General features: G+C 73.4%; 15 protein-coding genes. 6 read left to right on the plus strand and 9 right to left on the minus strand.

Annotation, left to right across the window (positions count from 1 at the left end):
• Positions 1-111: 111 nt before the first annotated feature.
• On the minus strand, positions 112-717 hold the full coding sequence (locus tag ACIBMZ_RS18380; RefSeq protein WP_396695207.1) for a TetR/AcrR family transcriptional regulator: 606 nt from the start codon (positions 715-717) through the stop codon (positions 112-114).
• A 15-nt stretch (positions 718-732) separates the two neighbouring features.
• Positions 733-1,821, minus strand: coding sequence for an aldo/keto reductase (locus tag ACIBMZ_RS18385; protein ID WP_396695208.1), 1,089 nt, complete (start codon positions 1,819-1,821; stop codon positions 733-735).
• A 234-nt stretch (positions 1,822-2,055) separates the two neighbouring features.
• On the opposite strand from ACIBMZ_RS18385, the gene ACIBMZ_RS18390 reads away from it, so the two are divergent.
• Positions 2,056-3,270 (plus strand): S8 family peptidase, encoded by a 1,215-nt coding sequence (locus ACIBMZ_RS18390; protein ID WP_396695209.1) that lies wholly within the window; start codon positions 2,056-2,058, stop codon positions 3,268-3,270.
• A gap of 109 nt (positions 3,271-3,379) precedes the next feature.
• Here ACIBMZ_RS18390 and ACIBMZ_RS18395 read toward each other — a convergent pair whose 3' ends face one another.
• Entirely contained in the window at positions 3,380-4,291 is a 912-nt protein-coding gene (locus ACIBMZ_RS18395) for a hypothetical protein (RefSeq protein ID WP_396695211.1), read from the minus strand.
• Complete coding sequence (locus ACIBMZ_RS18400; RefSeq protein ID WP_396695213.1) at positions 4,278-6,305, minus strand: hypothetical protein; 2,028 nt, start codon at positions 6,303-6,305, stop codon at positions 4,278-4,280. The genes ACIBMZ_RS18395 and ACIBMZ_RS18400 overlap by 14 nt, the downstream gene beginning before the upstream one ends.
• Positions 6,306-6,514: 209 nt before the next feature.
• Here ACIBMZ_RS18400 and ACIBMZ_RS18405 point away from each other — a divergent pair, with 209 nt between their 5' ends.
• The 3 genes from ACIBMZ_RS18405 to ACIBMZ_RS18415 all read left to right on the plus strand — a co-directional run bounded on the left by ACIBMZ_RS18405 (position 6,515) and on the right by ACIBMZ_RS18415 (position 10,080).
• A complete protein-coding gene (locus ACIBMZ_RS18405) occupies positions 6,515-7,213 on the plus strand; it encodes a hypothetical protein (RefSeq protein ID WP_396695215.1) in 699 nt (232 codons plus the stop codon).
• A gap of 124 nt (positions 7,214-7,337) precedes the next feature.
• Positions 7,338-9,473 carry a sensor histidine kinase gene (locus ACIBMZ_RS18410; RefSeq protein WP_396695217.1) on the plus strand — a complete coding sequence of 712 codons (2,136 nt, stop codon included), beginning with the start codon at positions 7,338-7,340 and terminating at the stop codon, positions 9,471-9,473.
• Entirely contained in the window at positions 9,445-10,080 is a 636-nt protein-coding gene (locus ACIBMZ_RS18415; protein WP_396695219.1) for a response regulator, read from the plus strand. Before ACIBMZ_RS18410 ends, ACIBMZ_RS18415 begins: the two co-directional genes overlap by 29 nt.
• 84 nt (positions 10,081-10,164) lie before the next feature.
• On the opposite strand, the gene ACIBMZ_RS18420 is transcribed toward ACIBMZ_RS18415, so the two are convergent.
• On the minus strand, positions 10,165-10,716 hold the full coding sequence (locus ACIBMZ_RS18420; protein ID WP_396695221.1) for an AAA family ATPase: 552 nt from the start codon (positions 10,714-10,716) through the stop codon (positions 10,165-10,167).
• 70 nt (positions 10,717-10,786) lie between these two features.
• Entirely contained in the window at positions 10,787-11,665 is an 879-nt protein-coding gene (locus tag ACIBMZ_RS18425) for a hypothetical protein (protein WP_396695223.1), read from the minus strand.
• 140 nt (positions 11,666-11,805) lie between these two features.
• Here ACIBMZ_RS18425 and ACIBMZ_RS18430 point away from each other — a divergent pair, with 140 nt between their 5' ends.
• Positions 11,806-13,023, plus strand: coding sequence for an MFS transporter (locus ACIBMZ_RS18430; protein WP_396695225.1), 1,218 nt, complete (start codon positions 11,806-11,808; stop codon positions 13,021-13,023).
• Here ACIBMZ_RS18430 and ACIBMZ_RS18435 read toward each other — a convergent pair.
• From ACIBMZ_RS18435 to ACIBMZ_RS18445, 3 genes are all read right to left on the minus strand, one after another.
• The gene (locus ACIBMZ_RS18435) at positions 13,010-15,034 is read right to left on the minus strand and encodes a copper resistance protein CopC (RefSeq protein WP_396695227.1); all 2,025 of its coding nucleotides are present in this window, start codon (positions 15,032-15,034) and stop codon (positions 13,010-13,012) included. The genes ACIBMZ_RS18430 and ACIBMZ_RS18435 overlap by 14 nt on opposite strands.
• A 118-nt stretch (positions 15,035-15,152) precedes the next feature.
• Entirely contained in the window at positions 15,153-15,881 is a 729-nt protein-coding gene (locus tag ACIBMZ_RS18440) for a hypothetical protein (RefSeq protein ID WP_396695229.1), read from the minus strand.
• A 36-nt stretch (positions 15,882-15,917) separates the two neighbouring features.
• Entirely contained in the window at positions 15,918-16,646 is a 729-nt protein-coding gene (locus ACIBMZ_RS18445) for a DUF2470 domain-containing protein (RefSeq protein WP_396695231.1), read from the minus strand.
• 32 nt (positions 16,647-16,678) lie between these two features.
• Between ACIBMZ_RS18445 and rpsD the strand changes: the two genes are divergently transcribed.
• The gene (rpsD, locus tag ACIBMZ_RS18450; RefSeq protein ID WP_396695233.1) at positions 16,679-17,287 is read left to right on the plus strand and encodes a 30S ribosomal protein S4; all 609 of its coding nucleotides are present in this window, start codon (positions 16,679-16,681) and stop codon (positions 17,285-17,287) included.
• The last annotated feature ends 18 nt before the right edge of the window (positions 17,288-17,305 follow it).

A 17,305-nucleotide genomic window follows, 5' to 3' on the forward strand; every position in this document is an offset into this window, starting at 1 on the left:
CTCCCGAAGGGACGGTAACCTGTGAGCGATAACATAGCAAGGAGTCGATGGTGGCCGGCGACATCGCTCCGCCGGGCGCAGCCCGGCGGCGCATCATGCCCACCAGTCGGATCAGCGGGTCGGGGCCGAGGCGCGCAGACCGTCCAGGGCGAAGTCGAGCGCGGCCTCGAGATGGTCGATCCTGCCGGTGGCGAGCATCAGCAGCACGCCGCCCTGGATGCTGGCCAGCAGTGCCGACCCGACCCGGGCGGCGTCCAACCCGGCGGCGATCTGACCGGTCGCCTGCATCTGCCGGACGCCGGCCGTGATCCGCGCCTGCCAGCGCGTCATCAGCCCGGCGACCACCGCCTGCGAGCCGGGGCCACGCCGGCCGGTCGGCCCGAGCAGGGTGCTCAGCGGACAGGACATGCCCTGGGCGCGGTAGCGCGCGACGAGCAGGTCGCGCCACTCCTGCCAGGCCGGCCAGGTGCTCAGGTCGCTGAGCGCCGGCTCCTGGTCGGCGAGTACCTGGTCTGCCTCGTGCTGGGCGACGGCGAGCAGCAGTTCCTCCCTGCCGTCCGGGAAGTAGTGGAAGATCTGCCCCTTGCTGGTGCCGGTGCGCCCCATGACGTCGTCGAGGCGCACCTCGTCGACGCCACGCTCGCGCACCTCGGCGGCGGCACCGGCGACGATGCGGGCGCGGGTCTGCTCGCCCTTGCGGGTCAGCGCACGCGGCAACTCGTCCTCCCGAGGTCAGGCGGCTACCGGGCCATTGAACACCGGCGGCGCGTAGCCGGTCGGCTTGTCGCCGATGCCGAGGCCGGGACTCACGATCCAGGACTGGTACGCGGGGGTGAACATCGAGTACGGGGCGGCGAGCGGCCGGGCGCTGGCCACGTCGAGCCGGTCGCGCAGCTCGCCGGGGATCTCGAAGTCGAGGGCCGCGAGGTTGCCGTCCAGTTGGTCGGCACTGCTCGCGCCGACGACCACGGAACCCACGGCCGGTTGGGTGATCGCCCAGTTGAGGGCCACCTGCGCCATGGGCCGGTCCAGTTCACCGGCCACGCTCTCCAGGGTCTCCACCACGCGCCACTCGGCGTCGCCGACCGGCCGGTTCCCGTCGCCGAGGCGTCCCGTCCCGGACAGGCCGTCGCCGGTCCGGCGGTACTTGCCGGTCAGCAGGCCGCCACCGAGCGGACTCCAGGCGGTCAGACCCAGCCCCACCGTCTGGGCCATCGGCACGAACTCGGGTTCGATGTCCCGCGCCACCAGCGAGTACGGCAGTTGCACGGTGACCATCGGGGTCATCGCGTGCGCCTCGGCGACGCTCTGCGCCCGGGCGGCGTACCAGGCGGGCACGTCGGACAGACCGGCGTAGCGGATCTTGCCGGCACGGACCAGGTCGTCGAAGGTCCGCACCACCTCCTCGACCGGGGTGATCCGGTCCCAGGTGTGCAGCAGGTACAGGTCGAGGTAGTCGGTGCCGAGCCGGCGCAGCGACTCCTCCACGGCACGGATCATGTGCTTGCGACCGTTGCCGCTGGCGTTGGGGTCGGTGGGGTCGACCGTGTTGGTGAACTTACTGGTCAGCACCAGCCGGTCGCGGACCTTCGCGGAGTCGATCAGCCGGCCGAGGATCCGCTCGCTCTCCCCCGCCGTGTAGAAGTCCGCTGTGTCGATCAGGTTGCCGCCGGACTCCAGGTAGCGCCGGAAGATCGGCTCCGCCTGCGCCTCGGTGCGGCCGTACGCGGCGTGGAAGCCGCCGGTGCCGAAGTTCATCGTGCCCAGCGCCAGTCGACTCACCCGCAGCCCGGACCGGCCGAGCAGGTAGTAGTGATTCATGGCGCCACTGTGGCGCGGCAAAATTGGACCGACAAGTCCAGAAGCCCCGGCCCCGGAGGGGCGCGACCCGCGCCTCGGGCACCTCGGGTGGCGGACCGGCCCCGTCTGTCACCCGCGACCCACCTCGGTACCAATCCGTAACATCCACAGACTTATATGTCGGCCCGTGCACCGCTAACCTCCTGAAACATCGAAGATCATCCACGCCGGGTGGTCTGCATCCAAGGAGGCTCCGTGTCACAAGCACGCCCACCTCGCCGACGTCGTCTCGTACTCGCCGCCGGCATCACCGCGACCGCCGTCGTCACCAGCCTGCTCGCGCTGCCGCAGCCCGCGATGGCCGCGGGCGGACCGTACCGGGCCGTCGCCGTACCGGTCACCACCCCGCAGGCGGCCGGTGACGTCGCGGTGATCCCCGGTGCGTACGTCGTCACCATGAAGGCCGGCGCCGACGCCACCGTGCCGGCCCGCGCGCTCAAGGCCGCGCCCTCGGCCTACTTCAGCCGCGCGGTGAACGGCTTCGCGGCCCGCCTCACCGCCGCGCAGGTCGCCGAGCTCGCGCACAACGCCAACGTGCTCAGCATCGAGCGGGACGTGATCCAGTACGACGTGGTCGACGCCACCCAGACCAACCCGCCGGCCTGGGGCATCGACCGGATCGACCAGACCACCCTGCCGCTGTCGCGCAGCTACACCTACAACTCGACCGGCACCGGCGTGCACGCGTACGTGATCGACAGCGGCATCCAGGCCAACCACCCCGACTTCGGCGGGCGCGCCCAGTTCGCCTACAACTCCATCGACACCAACAACACCGACTGCAACGGCCACGGCACGCACGTCGCCGGCACCATCGGCGGGACCAGCCACGGCGTCGCCAAGAACGTCCGGCTGTACGGCGTGAAGTGGCTCAACTGCTCCGGCGGAGGCACCCTGTCGGCCGCCGTCGGTGCGGTGGACTGGGTCACCCGCAACGCCAACAAGCCCGCGGTGGCCAACGCCTCCTGGAACTACACCTACAGCGCCAGCCTGGCGACCGCGCTGACGAACATGATGAACAGCGGCGTCTTCCTCGCCGCCTCCGCCGGCAACACCGGTGGCAACTCGTGCGACCGGCTGCCCCGCAACCTGACCGCCGCGCTGGTGGTGGCCGCCACCACCAACACCGACGCGCGGGCCAGCTACTCCTCCGTCGGATCCTGCGTGGACATCTACGCCCCCGGCTCGGGCATCGTGTCGACGTACCCCACCTCGACGACCGCCTCGCTCAACGGCACGTCGATGGCGACGCCGCACGCCGCCGGGGTCGCCGCCCTCTGGAAGGCCACCAACGGTGACGCGAGCCAGGCCACGGTGCACAACTGGATCGTGGCCAACGGCACCAGCGGGGTGGTCACCGGCAGCCTGTCCGGCACCCCGAACCTGCTGCTGAACAAGAAGAACCTGTAACCGGACACCGGGTGTCCCCGCCGCTCCCCCGGCAGGGACACCCGGGCCGCCGTCCCGGACGGTCGGGCGGGACGGCCCGCCCGCCGCCGGGCCGGTGTCACCCGTCCGGCTAGCGGATCTCGGTCACGTGGGCGCAGGCGAACGGCAGCGACACCGAGACCGCCCCACCCCGGCTCTCGTCGGCCAGGCCGCCGATCTCGACGGTGCCGGCGGGCCGGTCGGCCGTCCCGTCGCGCACCGTCACCTCGGCCTGCAAGGAGTCCCCGGCGACGAGTTGGCTCAGTCCGGCCGGGCGGCGGCCCGGTTCGGCGTACACGGCCGACATGCCGGTCAGGTAGCGCCCGGAGTGACGCAGCAGGACCAGGGTGAGCGCGGACGTGTCGTCGTCGACCTGGTAGCGGTCGCCGGACCGGGTCAGCACGATCTGCCCCTGACCGCCCACCTTGGCCTCGGTGTCGAAATAGAGGCTCACGGTCAGCGTGCCGTCGGCCTTGGAGCGGTAGCACCGGGTCGTCGCCACCCAGCCCGGTGACGTCCCGGGCAGCCCCCGGCCCTCGATCCCGATCTCTGCCCGGGTCACCTCGGTCACGGTCGCCGTGCAGGCCGGATCACCCTCCAGGCCGGCGAAGGCCAGCCGCTCACCCCGGCGCAGCAGGTCGCCCGCGACGCCGCCGAAGCCAGCCAGCAGAGCCACCTCGGCGCTGCCCAGGGTGCCGAAGGTGAGCCGGTCGACCCGATGCCACTGACCGGCCGCGAGCATCGCGGACAGGTCCCCGCATCGACGCCCGCTGGCCAGCGTGATCCGGGTGTCGGACGACTCGACCGGCACCACGTCGGCGGCGAGGTACAGCCCGGGGAAGGCGGCCGGTGCCGCGCCGTCCCCGGTCGGACCGGCACCCACCGGCCGCCCCTCGGGGGTGGTGTCCGGGTCGGACCCGCCGCCGGTGCAGGCGGTCAGCGCCAGCACCACGGCCAGGCCGAGCGTCGCCGCCCCGGTGCGCCATCGGTCACGTCTCGTCATGGAAGTACCTCACCTTGGGGCATCGTGGGTCGTCGGTCACCCGGACCACCGGCCAGGAGAGCCTGCTGAACGGGAACGTGCTGCCGGCGAGCAGGATCTCGACGTCGCCGACCGGGCGGCCGACCCGGTAGTCCGCGAGCACCTCGGCCCGGGCGTTCAGGAACGGATAGAAGCGCAGGACGCCGTCGAGGAACTGGTTGCCGCCCTCGCCCTTCATGATGAAGAAGGGCTCCGGACCACCCTGGTTGTTGGGCGTGACGCTGATCCTGTTGGCCCTGCCGGCGAAGCCCTTCGGGACGTGCACCCCGGTCGCCGCGCCGGCCATCTGCAACAGTTGGCCGCTCTGTGCGCCGCTGTACCCGGCGGTGCCGGTGAACGGCCCGGTGAGCCCGGCGCAACTGACCAGGTCGACGTAGACCTTGGGCAGCTTCGCGAGGATCAGGTTGACCTCGCCCGCGCCCTGGGCCAGCACGATGTCGGACCCGTGGTACGTGACCTCGATGGTGATCTGCTGCGCCGGCAGGCCCGCCTTGACCAGGACGTCCCGGAGCAGGTCGAAGTTCTTGCCCACGCCGAAACCGACCGGGTTGCTGAGCAGCCCGTAGACGTCGCCCAGCTCGAACGGGAGGCTCTCCTTGTCCAGCGAGGCGGTGTAGGTGGCCAGGCCGGTCAGCTTCTCGCCCTCGCCGCCGGGGTCCTCGACCGGCGGCTTGAGTTCCAGGGTGGCCACGCCGTCGGCGCCGGTCTTGGCGCCCCGTTGCGACTTCACACTGTCCGCCGAGACCGCCTTCAGTAGTTGGGTGCCGCCCTTCTGGATGGTGCCGACCTGCGGCTGGATGGTGCTGAACCGGACGGTGAAGTCCTTGAGCGGTCCGCTCCTGGGCACGGTGACCCCGGCCAACGCGTAGCAGTCGATCTTTTCGAGCGCGGTCTCCAGGTCGAAGGTCGCGGTCGCGGTCAGCAGGACGTGTTCGGCCCGGCTGCCCGCCGTGTGCTTGAAGTGCGTGCTGGTCTTGTCGGCGGTCAGCGATAGCCGGGCGCCCAGCAGCAACAGGATCGCGCTGGCCGCCGCCGCCGACTTGCCCCACACCTCGTCCGCCTTGCCCACCCGGTCCTGTGCCTCGTCGGAGAGATTCTTGACCAGGTTGTCCTTCAGGTAGCCCTTGGCCGAGTCGACGATCCCCTTGGCCACCGGGTCCTGCGGCGACCCGAACCGTCGGGTGAGCGCCTTGCACGGCCCGTCCGAGGCGTACGCGACCCCGCCGCCGACCAGCCGGTCGAGCGCGCCGGGGCGGGCCGCCGCCCGGGGCTGGGCCTCGTCGACCACCGCGACCAGACGGCTGGTGGCGTGCCCGAGCAGCAGGACGGTCTGCAACGGATCCAGGTACGCGGTGTCCGGGTCGGCACCGGCGAACAGCACCTGCTGCCGGTGCGCCGACAGGGCCCGGACACCCGCCGCCGCGGTGACGAAGATCGGGTGGTGGTCCGGCTCCCGGGCCCAACCGGCGACGGCGGTGGTGACCTGAGCGAAGGTCATCTTCTTGCGGGTCAGCCCGACCGCGTCCAGCAGCTCGGCGAACTGGTCCACGGTGTACCGGTCCCCGGCGCGGGTCGCGGCGGCCAGCAGCGGGAGCAACTCGGCGTAGACCGGCGCGTCGTGCAGCGCCACCTGGTCGGGCAGCGCCACCACCGGCCCGCGTACCGACACGATCGGGTGTCCGGCGCGGCGCAGCAGTTCGGCGGTGGCCGCCGCCGACCGGGTCGGGTCTGCGGCGTGGATCTCGGTCACCAGACGCTCGGCCGCCTCCACCGGATCGGCCGGCAACGTCGCGGCGAGCGCCTCCAGAGCCGGACGGTCGACCCCGGCCGACGGCGGCGGATCGTCGCGGGCGGCGGTGCAGGCGGAGGCGACGAGTGTGAGACAGAGCAGTGCCACCACCGGTGGTCGCCACCGCAGGCGGACGGCGCCGCGTGGCGCGGGGACACCTCGCGCCCGGCAGGAGGTGCGTGTCATCGGTCTGGTTCCTTCCCGGCGGGGCGGTGGGGCACCGGGCAGTGCCACCCCCGGCATCAGACCGGCCGACGGATCCCGGTCACCAGGGACCGATGTCCCGACCGGCCGGGAACCTCACACGCCGGTGGGCCACGCCGCCCCATGCGCGCCGGGTCGGCCCGGCGGCAGTGTGCGAGGCGACGAACCCTCCACCGGAGAAGGAGAACACCATGCATCCCGCCACGTTGCCGGAGAACCCGCCGAGCGTCGCGCCACCGGCACCCGTACGCCCGCCGCGTGCCTGGGCCCTGACCGGCGCCCTCGGCGGCCTGGTCGGCCTGGTCGGCATCTTCACCACCGCGGGCCTGACGGCCCCCGCCGAGCCGTACAGCGCCGACAACGCCGGCTACGTCGCCGCCCTGACCGACCGCGCCGGGTACGTCTGGGCCCACCAGGTGGTGACCGTGGTCGCCATCGTCTGCCTGGCGGTCTTCGCGGCCGGGCTGCGCCGTTACCTGGGGGCGCAGGAGCCCGCCGGCAGCCTGCTGCCCACGCTCGCCGCGAGCGGGGTCGGTCTGGTGCTGGTCGGACTGCTGATCGGCGGCGGGATCTCCACCGAGCTGTTCTTCTCGTTGAACGCGGCGGACGAGTGGGACCCGGACGTCATCGCGCCGATGCTCACCATCTACAGCACCATGGCCTGGCTGTGGGGCGGGATCGGGCTGACCGCCGCGGCGGTCGCGGTCGGTGGGCTCCGGCACGGCTCGGTCAGCCGCTGGTTCGCCGTCTTCAGCGCGGTCATCGCCGTCCTGATCGCGGCCACCCAGCTCGCGCCGGTGCAGTACATCGCGCTGGTGCCCGGCGGGATCTGGCTGGTCGTCGCCGGGGTGACCCTGGCGTTGCGCCAGCGTCCGGGCGGACGGTCCTGAGCGTGTGGCCCCGGCCCGGCACCGACGGAGCCACGTGCGGGCACCGGCCCGGCGTGGCGTCCACGGGGTCGGGCCGGTCGCCCGATCCGCCGGCCCGGCGACACGGTCTAGTCTCGGCGACGCCATGACCACCGAGAACACCGCTGTCGTGCCGGTCGCGGGCACCACCCGGACGCGAGCCGCGCGTGCGCCGCGCCCCGCCTGGACGCGCCGCGCCGCGTGGTCGCTGAGCGGGGCCTCGCTGCAACTGGCCGCCGTCGCGGTCGGACTGGCGATCCTCAACGGCGCTTCGGTGGGCGACCTGTCGCACCTGCTGCTGGTGACGGCCTGGGCCGTCGTCGGCGCGGCGATCGCCGCGCACCGCCCGGACAACCCGATCGGCTGGCTGGCCCTGACCAGCGGACTCTGCTTCTCACTCCAGGAGGCGTGCGGCCAGTACGCCGCGTACGGGCTGGTGGTGGCACCCGGTGCGCTGCCGTTCGCCGAGGCGCTGGCCTGGCCACAGAACTGGCTCTGGGTGCCCGGCAACGCGGCCGTGGCGCTGATCCCGGTGTTCTTCCCCGACGGCCGGCTGCTGTCGCCCCGGTGGCGCCCGGCGGTCTGGACGGTGGTGCTCCTCGGTGCGGTCGCCATGGTCACCGGGGCGCTGCGACCCGGCACCAACGAACAGATCGGCCCGGTCAGCGCGGTCAACCCGCTCGGGGTGTCCGGCTGGCAGCCGATCGCCGACCTGGCCGCCATCCCGGCCACCCTGGCCAGTGCGGTCATCTACGTGGCCGCCGGGTGCACCATGGTGTGGCAGGCCCGTCGGGCCCAGGGGGTCCACCGCCAGCAGGTCAAGTGGCTCGGGTACGCGGTCGCGGTCGCGGTCGCCGTGGTGGTCGCCCGGCTCGTCGCCGGCCTGACCGACGGCCACCCGAACATCTGGCCGCACGGCAACCTGTTCTGGGACCTGGCCGGCGGCCTGAGCGGCGCGCTGATCGTGGTCGCCATCGGTATCGCCGTCCTGCAACACCGACTCTTCGACATCGACCTGCTGATCAGCCGGACCGCTGTGTTCGTCGCCCTGTCGGTGGCGGTCGGTGGCGTGTACGTGCTGGTCGTGGGCCTGCTCGGGGCCGGCTTCGACGCCTCGGCGAGCCTGCCGGTCTCGTTCGTCGCGGCGGCCGTGGCCGCGCTGATCCTCGCGCCGCTGCGCGGCTGGCTGCAACGCCGCGTCAACCTGCTCGTGTACGGCGAACGCGACGACCCGTACGCGGTGCTGGCCCGGCTGGGACAACGGCTGGACCAGACCCAGGACGCCGCCGCCGTACTCGCCACCAGCACGGCGACGGTTCGCGAGGCGCTGCACCTGTCCTACGTCGGGATCGAGACGGTCGACGGCCGGTCGTACCGGCTGGGGGTGCCGCCACCGGACCCGGTGCGGCTGCCGCTGGCCGCCCACGACACCGTCGGTCACCTGCTGCTCGGCCCCCGGATCGGGGAGACCACGCTCGGCGCCTGGGAACTGCGGCTGCTGCGCGACCTGGCCCGGCACATCGGGGTGGCGGTGCAGGCGGTCGGCGCCCTGGACCGGGCCCAGTCGCTCGCCGCCGACCTGCAACGCTCTCGGGAGCAGTTGGTGCTCGCCCGCGAGGAGGAACGACGGCGGCTGCGTCGCGACCTGCACGACGGCCTCGGGCCGACGCTGGCCGGACTGACCATGCGCGCCGAGGCAGCCCAGGAACTCGGCCCGGGTCCGCAGACCCAGCGGCTGCTGGAGGAGATCGTGGTGGACGCCCAGACCGCCGTCGCCGACGTCCGGCGGCTGGTCAACGGTCTGCGGCCACCGGCGCTGGACACCATGGACGTGGTCGCGGCGCTGCGGTCGCACATCGCCGGCTGGCCGGACGACGGGCCCCGGGTGGTCTTCGACGCCCCGCCGGTGCTCCCCGAACTCACCGCGGCGGCCGAGGTGGCCGCCTACCGCATCGCGGTGGAGGCGCTGAACAACGCCCGCCGACACGCCCGCGCCACCCAGGTGCAGGTGCGGCTGCGGGTCTCCGGCGGACGGCTGTGCCTGCAGATCCGCGACGACGGCCGCGGCCGCCGACCCGACCGGCCCGACGGCGTGGGCATGCACACGATGCGGGAACGGGCCGAAGAACTCGGCGGCTCCTGCGTCGTCACCTCGACACCGGGCGCCGGCACGCTGGTGACCGCGACCCTGCTCACCGGTATGAAGGAGACCGATGGACCAGATCCGGACCCTGCTGGTTGACGACCACGCGCCGTTCCGGGCCGGGTTGCGCGCGCTGCTCGCCACCAGCCCAGACATCGAGGTGTGCGGCGAGGCAGCCAGCGGCGAGGAGGCGCTGGCCGTGCTCGGCCGGGTGCAACCCGACGTGGTGCTGCTCGACCTGACCATGCCGGGCATGGGCGGCATCGCGGCCACCGAGCGGATGGTCCGGATGAGCCCACACGTCCGGGTCCTGATCCTGTCCATGGCCGACGACGACGACTCGGTCTTCGCCGCGCTGCGGGCCGGTGCCCGGGGGTACGTGCTCAAGGGAGCCCGCCGACTGGAGATCATCCGCTCGGTACGGGTGGTGGCCGACGGTGAGGCGATCTTCGGCCCGGCCATCGCCACCCGGCTGATGGGCTACTTCGCCGGGCTGGACCGGGCCGAACCGGCGTTCCCCGAACTCACCGCACGCGAGCGGGAGATCCTGACACTCATCGCCGCGCACCTGACCAACCCGCAGATCGCGACCCGGTTGGGCCTGAGCACGAAGACGGTCCGCAACCACGTCTCCAACATCTTCGCCAAGCTCCAGGTCGCCGACCGGGCCCAGGCCATCAGCGTGGCCCGCCGACAGGGACTCTGAGCCGGGGCGGTTCGACGAGCCGGGGCGGCCGGTGGGGCGCGGCGGGTCAGCCGGGCGGGAGCGGGCGGCGGCCGGTGGGGCGAATCAGCGGGGCGACGCGCCGGGCGGGCGGGGCGGTAGGGCGGCGAGCCAGTGCTCCAGCGCCTGCGGGGTGTCGAACAGCAGCACCGGCGGCCCGGCCGGGTCCTGCTGCCAGGCGCGCATCCGGGCGCGTTCGCGGGCGTACCCGGTGAGGTGCCAGACCAGGACGGACTCCGAGGAGAGCACGCTGCCCAGCGACTCGCGGTTGCCGTTGCAGATCTCCTCCCCCGTCCGGAGCCGGTGCACGGTACGGCGCAGCAGCCGCCGGAAGGAGAGCCCGCGCGGGTAGTCCAGCCCGATCACCAGGTCGGCCCGGGCCAGCGGCACGTCCCGCCAGCCGTGGTACGCCCCGTCGAGGATCCACCGCTCCTTGCGGCAGATCGCCTCGATCCGGCTGCGCTGCACCGCGACCGGCACCTCCACCCAGCCCGGTTCCCAGAGCAGGTCGTCGACCGGGTGCCAGGGCAGCCCGAGCCGGTGGGCCAACTGCTGCGCGAGGGTGGACTTGCCGGAGCCGTGCACCCCGTACACCAGGATGCGAGTCGGGCTGTTCATCGCGCGGCAGCCTACCGAGTGGTCCGCGCGCCGGGCGGCCGGGTCGGGTGACCGGCCGCCCGGTCGGGATTCAGCGCTTGTTCGCGAGATCGCCGCAGTCCGACTCCTCGGGCAGCAGCGGCCGCAGGGTGACCCGCCACTGTTTGCCGTCGGAGGTCCACGGCGTCGCCGTGTTGGCGCTCGCGGCGGCACCGAGCAGCGTCCCCAACTCGTCCCCGGTGACCGTCACACAGCCCAGCCCCAGGTCCTTGTTGAGGGTCGTGCCGGGCAGGGCCGGCCCGGGCCAGGCCACCTCGGGCTGCTCACCGGCCTCGCTGTCGGCCACCCACGGCTCGGCGACGGCCGCCACGGCGGTCGGCGCGTACGACGTGGTGTCGCCCAGGGTGTCGCCGAGCGGGCCCGCCGGGTCGGTCAACGACTCGGCGAAGGCGCGCAGCTTGTCCCGGGCCGACTGCTGCTCGGCGCTCAGGCCGCTGTCGGTGCCGGTGGCCTCGCCGAGCGCGTAGACCTCGGACTCCTCGACGCCCTTGTCCCCCAGCAGGGTGAACCGGGTCGAGGCGGCGTCGGCGACCGGCGGGGTCCCGAGATCGGAGACTCCGCCGACACCGGCCGCCCGGGCCTGCGCCACCAGCTTCTCGACCTCGTCGGCGCTGATGGTGCGGACCTGGAGGTTGGGCAGGGCCGGGCCGGGATACTGCAACGTCGTCGGCCCCTCGGTGATCACCCGCCCGTCGCCGTAGACGCTGATCGCGGGCAGGCGGGTGGCCAGCATGGCCGGCGTGACGAACCCGCCGACGTAGTCCATCCGGAACACCACGGAGTCCGCCGAGTAGGAACGCTCGGGAGAACCGGCGTCGCCCGCGCCGCCGGCCCCCTGCTGGCCACAGGCCGCCGAGGTCAGCAACAGCAGAGGAAGGACCGCCAGCCGCCCGCTTCGATGAATCTTCATGCCGATCCGACGTATCCGGAGTCCGATCGGTTTCCACCGGACGCAGATCCACTTCGAGCGGCTTCAGGACGAGCCACGGGGACCGTCGAAGCCGGGGTGGTGAGGCGGCACGCCCGTCCAGGACGTGCCAGGATCGTCAGATGTCGATTCGCGGCGGTTCCGCGCTGACCGCCGTCGCCGTGGCCTATGCGATCTCCTCGATGGGCGACCAGGTCGCGCTGGTGGCCTTGACGTTGCGGTTCTACGAGCAGGGCGCCTCGGCGGTCCTGATCTCCGCCCTGGTGGTGGCGGGGGTGCTGCCGATCGTGGTGGTCGGCCCGGTGGCCGCGCCGCTGGTCGACCGGGTGGAGAGCCGCCTTCTGGTCACGGCGGTCGCCCTGGTGCAGGCCGCCGTGGTGGTGGTCGTCGCGTTCACCGATCACGTCGGCGTCACGCTGCTGCTCGTGGCCACGCTCGGGGCCGGTCTCGCCGTCGTCTCGCCGACACTGCTGCTTCTGGTGCCCGCAGCCGTCGGCGAGGAACGTGTCGCCTACGGCTACGGGCGCCTGGAAGCCTTCCGGTCGGTCGGGAACGTCCTTGGGCCGGCCCTGGCCGGGATACTCGTGGCCGCGTTCGGCAGCCGGGGCGCGCTGCTGGTCGACGCGGTGTCGTTCGTGCTGATGGCGTTGGTCGTCACCGTCGTCGCGGTGCGCCACGAGCCGGTGTCCGGCGCGCGCCCACGCTGGTCGCAGCAGGTCGGCGAGGGTGTCACCGTGCTGGGCCGCAACCACGTGCTGGTCACCGCCATCTCCGCGCTGGCCGCTGCGGTCATCTTCACCGCCACCATGGGCACCGCCCGGGTGTTCTTCGCCCGCGAGGACGTCGGCACCACCGACGTCGGCTACGGACTGCTGCTCACCGCCCACGCCGTCGGCATGGTGGCCGCGTCGGTCCTCCTCGCGCCCCGCGTGCCGGTGGCCGCCCAGCCGCGCGTGCTCGTGGGAGCCGGGCTCCTCATGGGTGTGGCGCTGACCGTCGTCGCGGTGCTCCCCGTCCTCGCCGTGGCCCTCGTCGGCTTCGTGTGCACTGGCGTCGCCAACGCCCTGCAGAACCTGGCCGTCCGGAACCTCATCCACGCCGAGGTGCCCGCCGAGGTGCGGGGTCGTGCCTTCGCCTGCGCCTCGGCGCTCCTCAACGGCGCCAACCTCTCCGGCACCGCGCTGGGTGGACCGGCCGTGGTGGTCCTCGGCGGCGCGACCAGCATCCTCGTCGCGGGTCTCGGCGCGATCGCCGCCACGCTCGCGGCAGCACCGGTCCTGCTCCGCAGGCGTCACGCCACCTCGGATGGCCCTGCGGCGGGCCCGGTCATTCCACGGTGACCGTGTACGCGGCCGTGTGCACCTCGCCGTCGACCTGGAAGTCGAAGAACGCCCGGTACCGGCCGGGGCTGGGCGGGGTCAGCCAGAACGTCACCGCGCCGTCGACGAGTTCCTGCTCGGGGTGGACGTGCACGAGACCCAGGTCCCCCTCCCGGATCAGCACCAGGTGCCCGTACGCGCCCAGGTAGCGTTCCAGTCGGGCCGGCTCGGTGCCGCCGGTGCGGTCGACCCGCAGGGCCAACGGCGTGGTCACGCCCACCGTGGGCGTACCCTCCAGCACCACCGTGTACGGCCCGGCGGTCGTCTCCCGCTGCGGCGGCGGCAGCCCCGCCGGGGTGTACGCCCCGGGCACCTGATGGTCCACGCCGAGCACCAACGGCAGTTGTCGACCGTCGGTGGTGGTGACGGAGAAGTCGGCGTAGACGCGGTGGTCACCGGCCCTGTCCAGGGTCAGCGGGACGCTCCAGGTGCCGTCCGGCGTCATCGTCGGGTGCAGGTGCTGGTAGCCGCCGAGGTCGTTGCCGACCACGATCAGGTGCAGCGGCTTGTCGTGCACCACCGCGAACCGGGTGGCGGGCTGCCCGTCGGGGCCGACGATCCGGAACCGGTAGTCGACGGCCTTGCCGCTCTGCTGCGTACGCAGCACCGGCTGCATGGTGTAGCCGCCCACGCTGACCTGGGTGCCGGTCGCCTGGCCGGTCCCGTCGCCGGGGTGCGTGTGCGGCCCGGTGCCCGGTGGGTGCTGGTGTCCGTCGCCCGCCATCGCTCCGGCGACCGGTGCCCCGGCGGTGGCCGCCTGCCGACCGCCGGTGCTGGTGGTCCGGGGCTCGTCGGTACCGAGGCGCCCCAGTCCGAACCCGGCCAGCAGCGCCACCACCAGCCCACCGACCAGCAGCACCAGCCGGGTGTCGCCGCGCCGGTTCGCCGGGCCGACGGGGGCCGGTTCCGCGTCGTCCGGTGGGTCGACGACCGGCGTTTCCCGCTCGGTGGTGGCGAGCGCACCGACCGGGCCGTCCGCCGAGGACGTGCCACCGGTCGCCGACGTCGCGTTCACGCGCGCCGGGGACGTCGCGGCCACCGTCGAGGTCCGGCCGGTTCCCACCGTGGAGGCGGTCACCGTGGACGCCTTGGCTCCGCCGGTGGCGGACTTGCCTCCCGAGGCCGACTTCTTCGCGCCGGCCCTGGCGTCGGGTCGACGTCCGGTGCCGGTCCGGCGGGTGTCACCCCGGGGTCGGGCGGGTCTGCGGGTGGGACGGGACCGACCGGTGGGGACGCCGGTGGTGGGGCGGCGGCGCAGGACGAGCAGGGCTGCGAGCGCCGCCCCGAGCGCCACCGCGCCGGTGAGCCAGGCGAGCCGTCCGGCACCGTCCCCGCCGTCGCCGGAAGATGAGGGGGGCGCGGTCATCGCCGGTGCGGGGGCCGCCTCGGGTGAGGTGGCGGGCGTCGCGCCGGAGCCGGACGTCTCGTGCTGCTGGGCGGCGGCGAGCAGTGCCGGGGCGGGCTGGTCCGTGGGCGGCTGCCATCCGGCTGGTGCGTCGGTGACCGGTCCGGTGTAGCGGAAGCTCATGGTGCCGCGTACGGTCTCGCCGTCGGAGGCGACGGAGAGGTAGCTGACCGAGTAGCGGCCGGTCGCGGGCAGGTGCGCGAGGGTCACCGTCGCGGGGTAGCCGGTGGCGTACTCGCGTGGCTCGAAGACGCCGTCGACCAGGAAGTACTCCCGGACGGGGCGGTCCAGCGGCGTGGGTGCACCGTGCGTCCAGCCGTTGTCGACGCGGGCGCCGCCGGGCGCGGTGACGGTGAAGTACGCGTCGTCCCGGACCTGCTCGGTGAAGTACAGCTCCACCGTGCTCAGTGCCTTGTCGACGGTGGCGCCCTCGGCTGGTGTGGACACCGCCAGGGTGCCGTGGGCGGCGGCCGGTGGGGTGGACGCGAGGAGGACGGCGGCCGAGGCGAGGACGAGCGCGAGGAGGCCCGAGACCGCGCGTCGGGGAGCCGCTGGGAGTCGACGCATCCGGTCATCGTTGCGACGACGGGGCTTCGTTCAATAGCCCGTCATCTTTTTATTCAGATAGCAAAAGTTATGCCCTGCCCGACTCAACCTGTTGGTGTCGACGACGAAACGGTGCGGGTCAGTGCCGGTCGCACGGGTGGAACAGCGCCGCGTGCCACCGTTTCACCAGGTCCTGATGCCCGGTCAGGGGCGGGGTGAAGCAGAGCCGGTAGCAGGCGGTCCCGCCGTCGGGGGTGGGTGTCGACACCAGCAGCCCGTGCCGGTCCAGCCGCAGCGGGCACGGCAGACAGTCGGCGGGCACGTCGACACCGGCGGCGACCAACTGCCGCCGCAGGAACGGATAGAACTGCGCGCCGTGGTGGTCGACCAGGTCGACCAGGAGCGTTCGCTCCATCGCGGAGATCGGGTCGGGTGCGGCGGCCCGGTAGTCGGCGAGCCGCACCGGCAGGTCCCGGTCTCGGCCGGTGAGGGTGACGCGCTTGGGCACCACCTCCACGATGACCGTCTCCGTACCGATGTCCAGCAGGTCCGGATCGGGCCGGGTGGCCGCGACCGCGTCGGCGGCGGCGCGGGCGGCGGCCCCGGTCAACGGGGTGGCCCGGCCGCCGACCCGCAACCGGCCCCAGGTAGGCGAGAAGGGCAGCGGCGGCACGTCCGCGACGTGCACGAGCACCGAGCCGGTGGTGCCGGCGAGCGGGTCGTCGCGGCGGCACACCAGCAGGATGCGGCCGTCGGCAGCGGCGCCGTGCCGGACGTCGGTCACCGCGGGCCCGCGGTACGCCGTCACGGTGGCGAGCGTGGCGCTGCTGGCCAGGGTACGGGCGATCTCGGCGCTACTCGGTTGCATGGGCGGGCTCCGTTCGGGCGGGCGGCCGGGTCGGGGTCACGGGTGCGGGCGGGCGCAGGTGGGGCAGCCGGGCTCGACACCGAGCAGGCGGGCCAGGCCCGCGCTGACGTCGTCCGGTCCGGCGAGCGTCTCGGCGAAGGCGAGTCGCACGTCGCGGTGCCCCTCGGGCACCTCCAGGCGCAGCACGATCCCGTGCCGGTCCAGCCGCAGCGGGTGCACCCGGCCGGCACCGGCCCGCCGGTCGGCCGGCACCAGGCGCGCCAGCCCGCCGAGCGTCTCCGGATGGGCGTCGGCCAGGTGGCGCAGCAGCTCGGCCTCGTACCGGGCGAGCGGGTCGGGATCGGCGGCGGCCAGGTCGTCCGGGTCCACGGTGGCGTCGCCGTCGGGGTCGACGAGGTCGGCGGTGGCGAGCACGAGGACGGCGGTCACGTCGCCGCCGTCGAGGTCGTCCAGGGTGAGCCAGCCGGTGAGCGTGGCACGGGCCCGGACCCGGTGGCGGGCCGGGACCGGCGCCAGGTCGGTGAGCTCGGCCAGGGCCGGCACCTCCCCCGTGTCGAGCAGGTGTCGGGCCAGTTCGGCGTGGACGGGCAGCGCCACCCGGAGCTGCCCGTCGGCGTCGAGGGTGTGCCGTCCGATCAGGTCCGCGCGGTGGCGGCTGGTCCGCAGGCGCAGCGAGTCCGCACCGGCGAGCAGCGTACGCAGTCGCTCGGCCGGTGTGGCGGTGGTCGCCGTCAGGGGTGCCTTGCTCAAGACCTCACCTCCCATTAGGTTAGCCTTACCTTACTAGAGAGGTGATGATGAACCAGTCCCGCCCGAAGATCAAGCGCTCCCGCCGCCTCGGCATCCCACTGACCCCGAAGTGCGTGCGGTACTTCGAGCGCCGGCCCTACCCACCCGGCGTGCACGGTCGGGCCCGGACCAAGGAGAGCGACTACAAGGTCCGGCTGCTTGAGAAGCAGCGCCTCAAGGCGCAGTACGACCTGCGGGAGAAGCAGCTCCGGCTGGCCTTCGAACGCGCCGTGGGCCGTCCGGGCAAGACCGGCGAGGAACTGGTCATCGACCTGGAGACGCGGCTGGACGCCCTGGTCCTGCGTGCCGGGCTGGCCCGCACCATCTACCAGGCCCGCCAGGCCGTCACCCACGGGCACGTCAACGTCAACGGACGACGGGTGGACCGCCCTTCCGCGCGGCTGCGCCCCGGCGACGTGATCGCGGTCCGCGAGGGCAGCCGTGCCAAGACCCCGTTCGTGGTGGCCGCCGCCGGTGCGCACGCCCCGGACCGGACCGCCCCCTACCTCGACGTCGACCTGGCCGGGCTGACCGCACGGCTGATCCGGTTGCCGCAGCGGGCCGAGGTGCCGGTGCTCTGCGACGAGCAACTGGTCGTCGAGTACTACTCCCGCTGACCGCAGCGGTCCGGCCGG

The sequence above is a fragment of the Micromonospora sp. NPDC049900 genome, from assembly GCF_044461025.1.
GTDB lineage: Bacteria > Actinomycetota > Actinomycetes > Mycobacteriales > Micromonosporaceae > Micromonospora.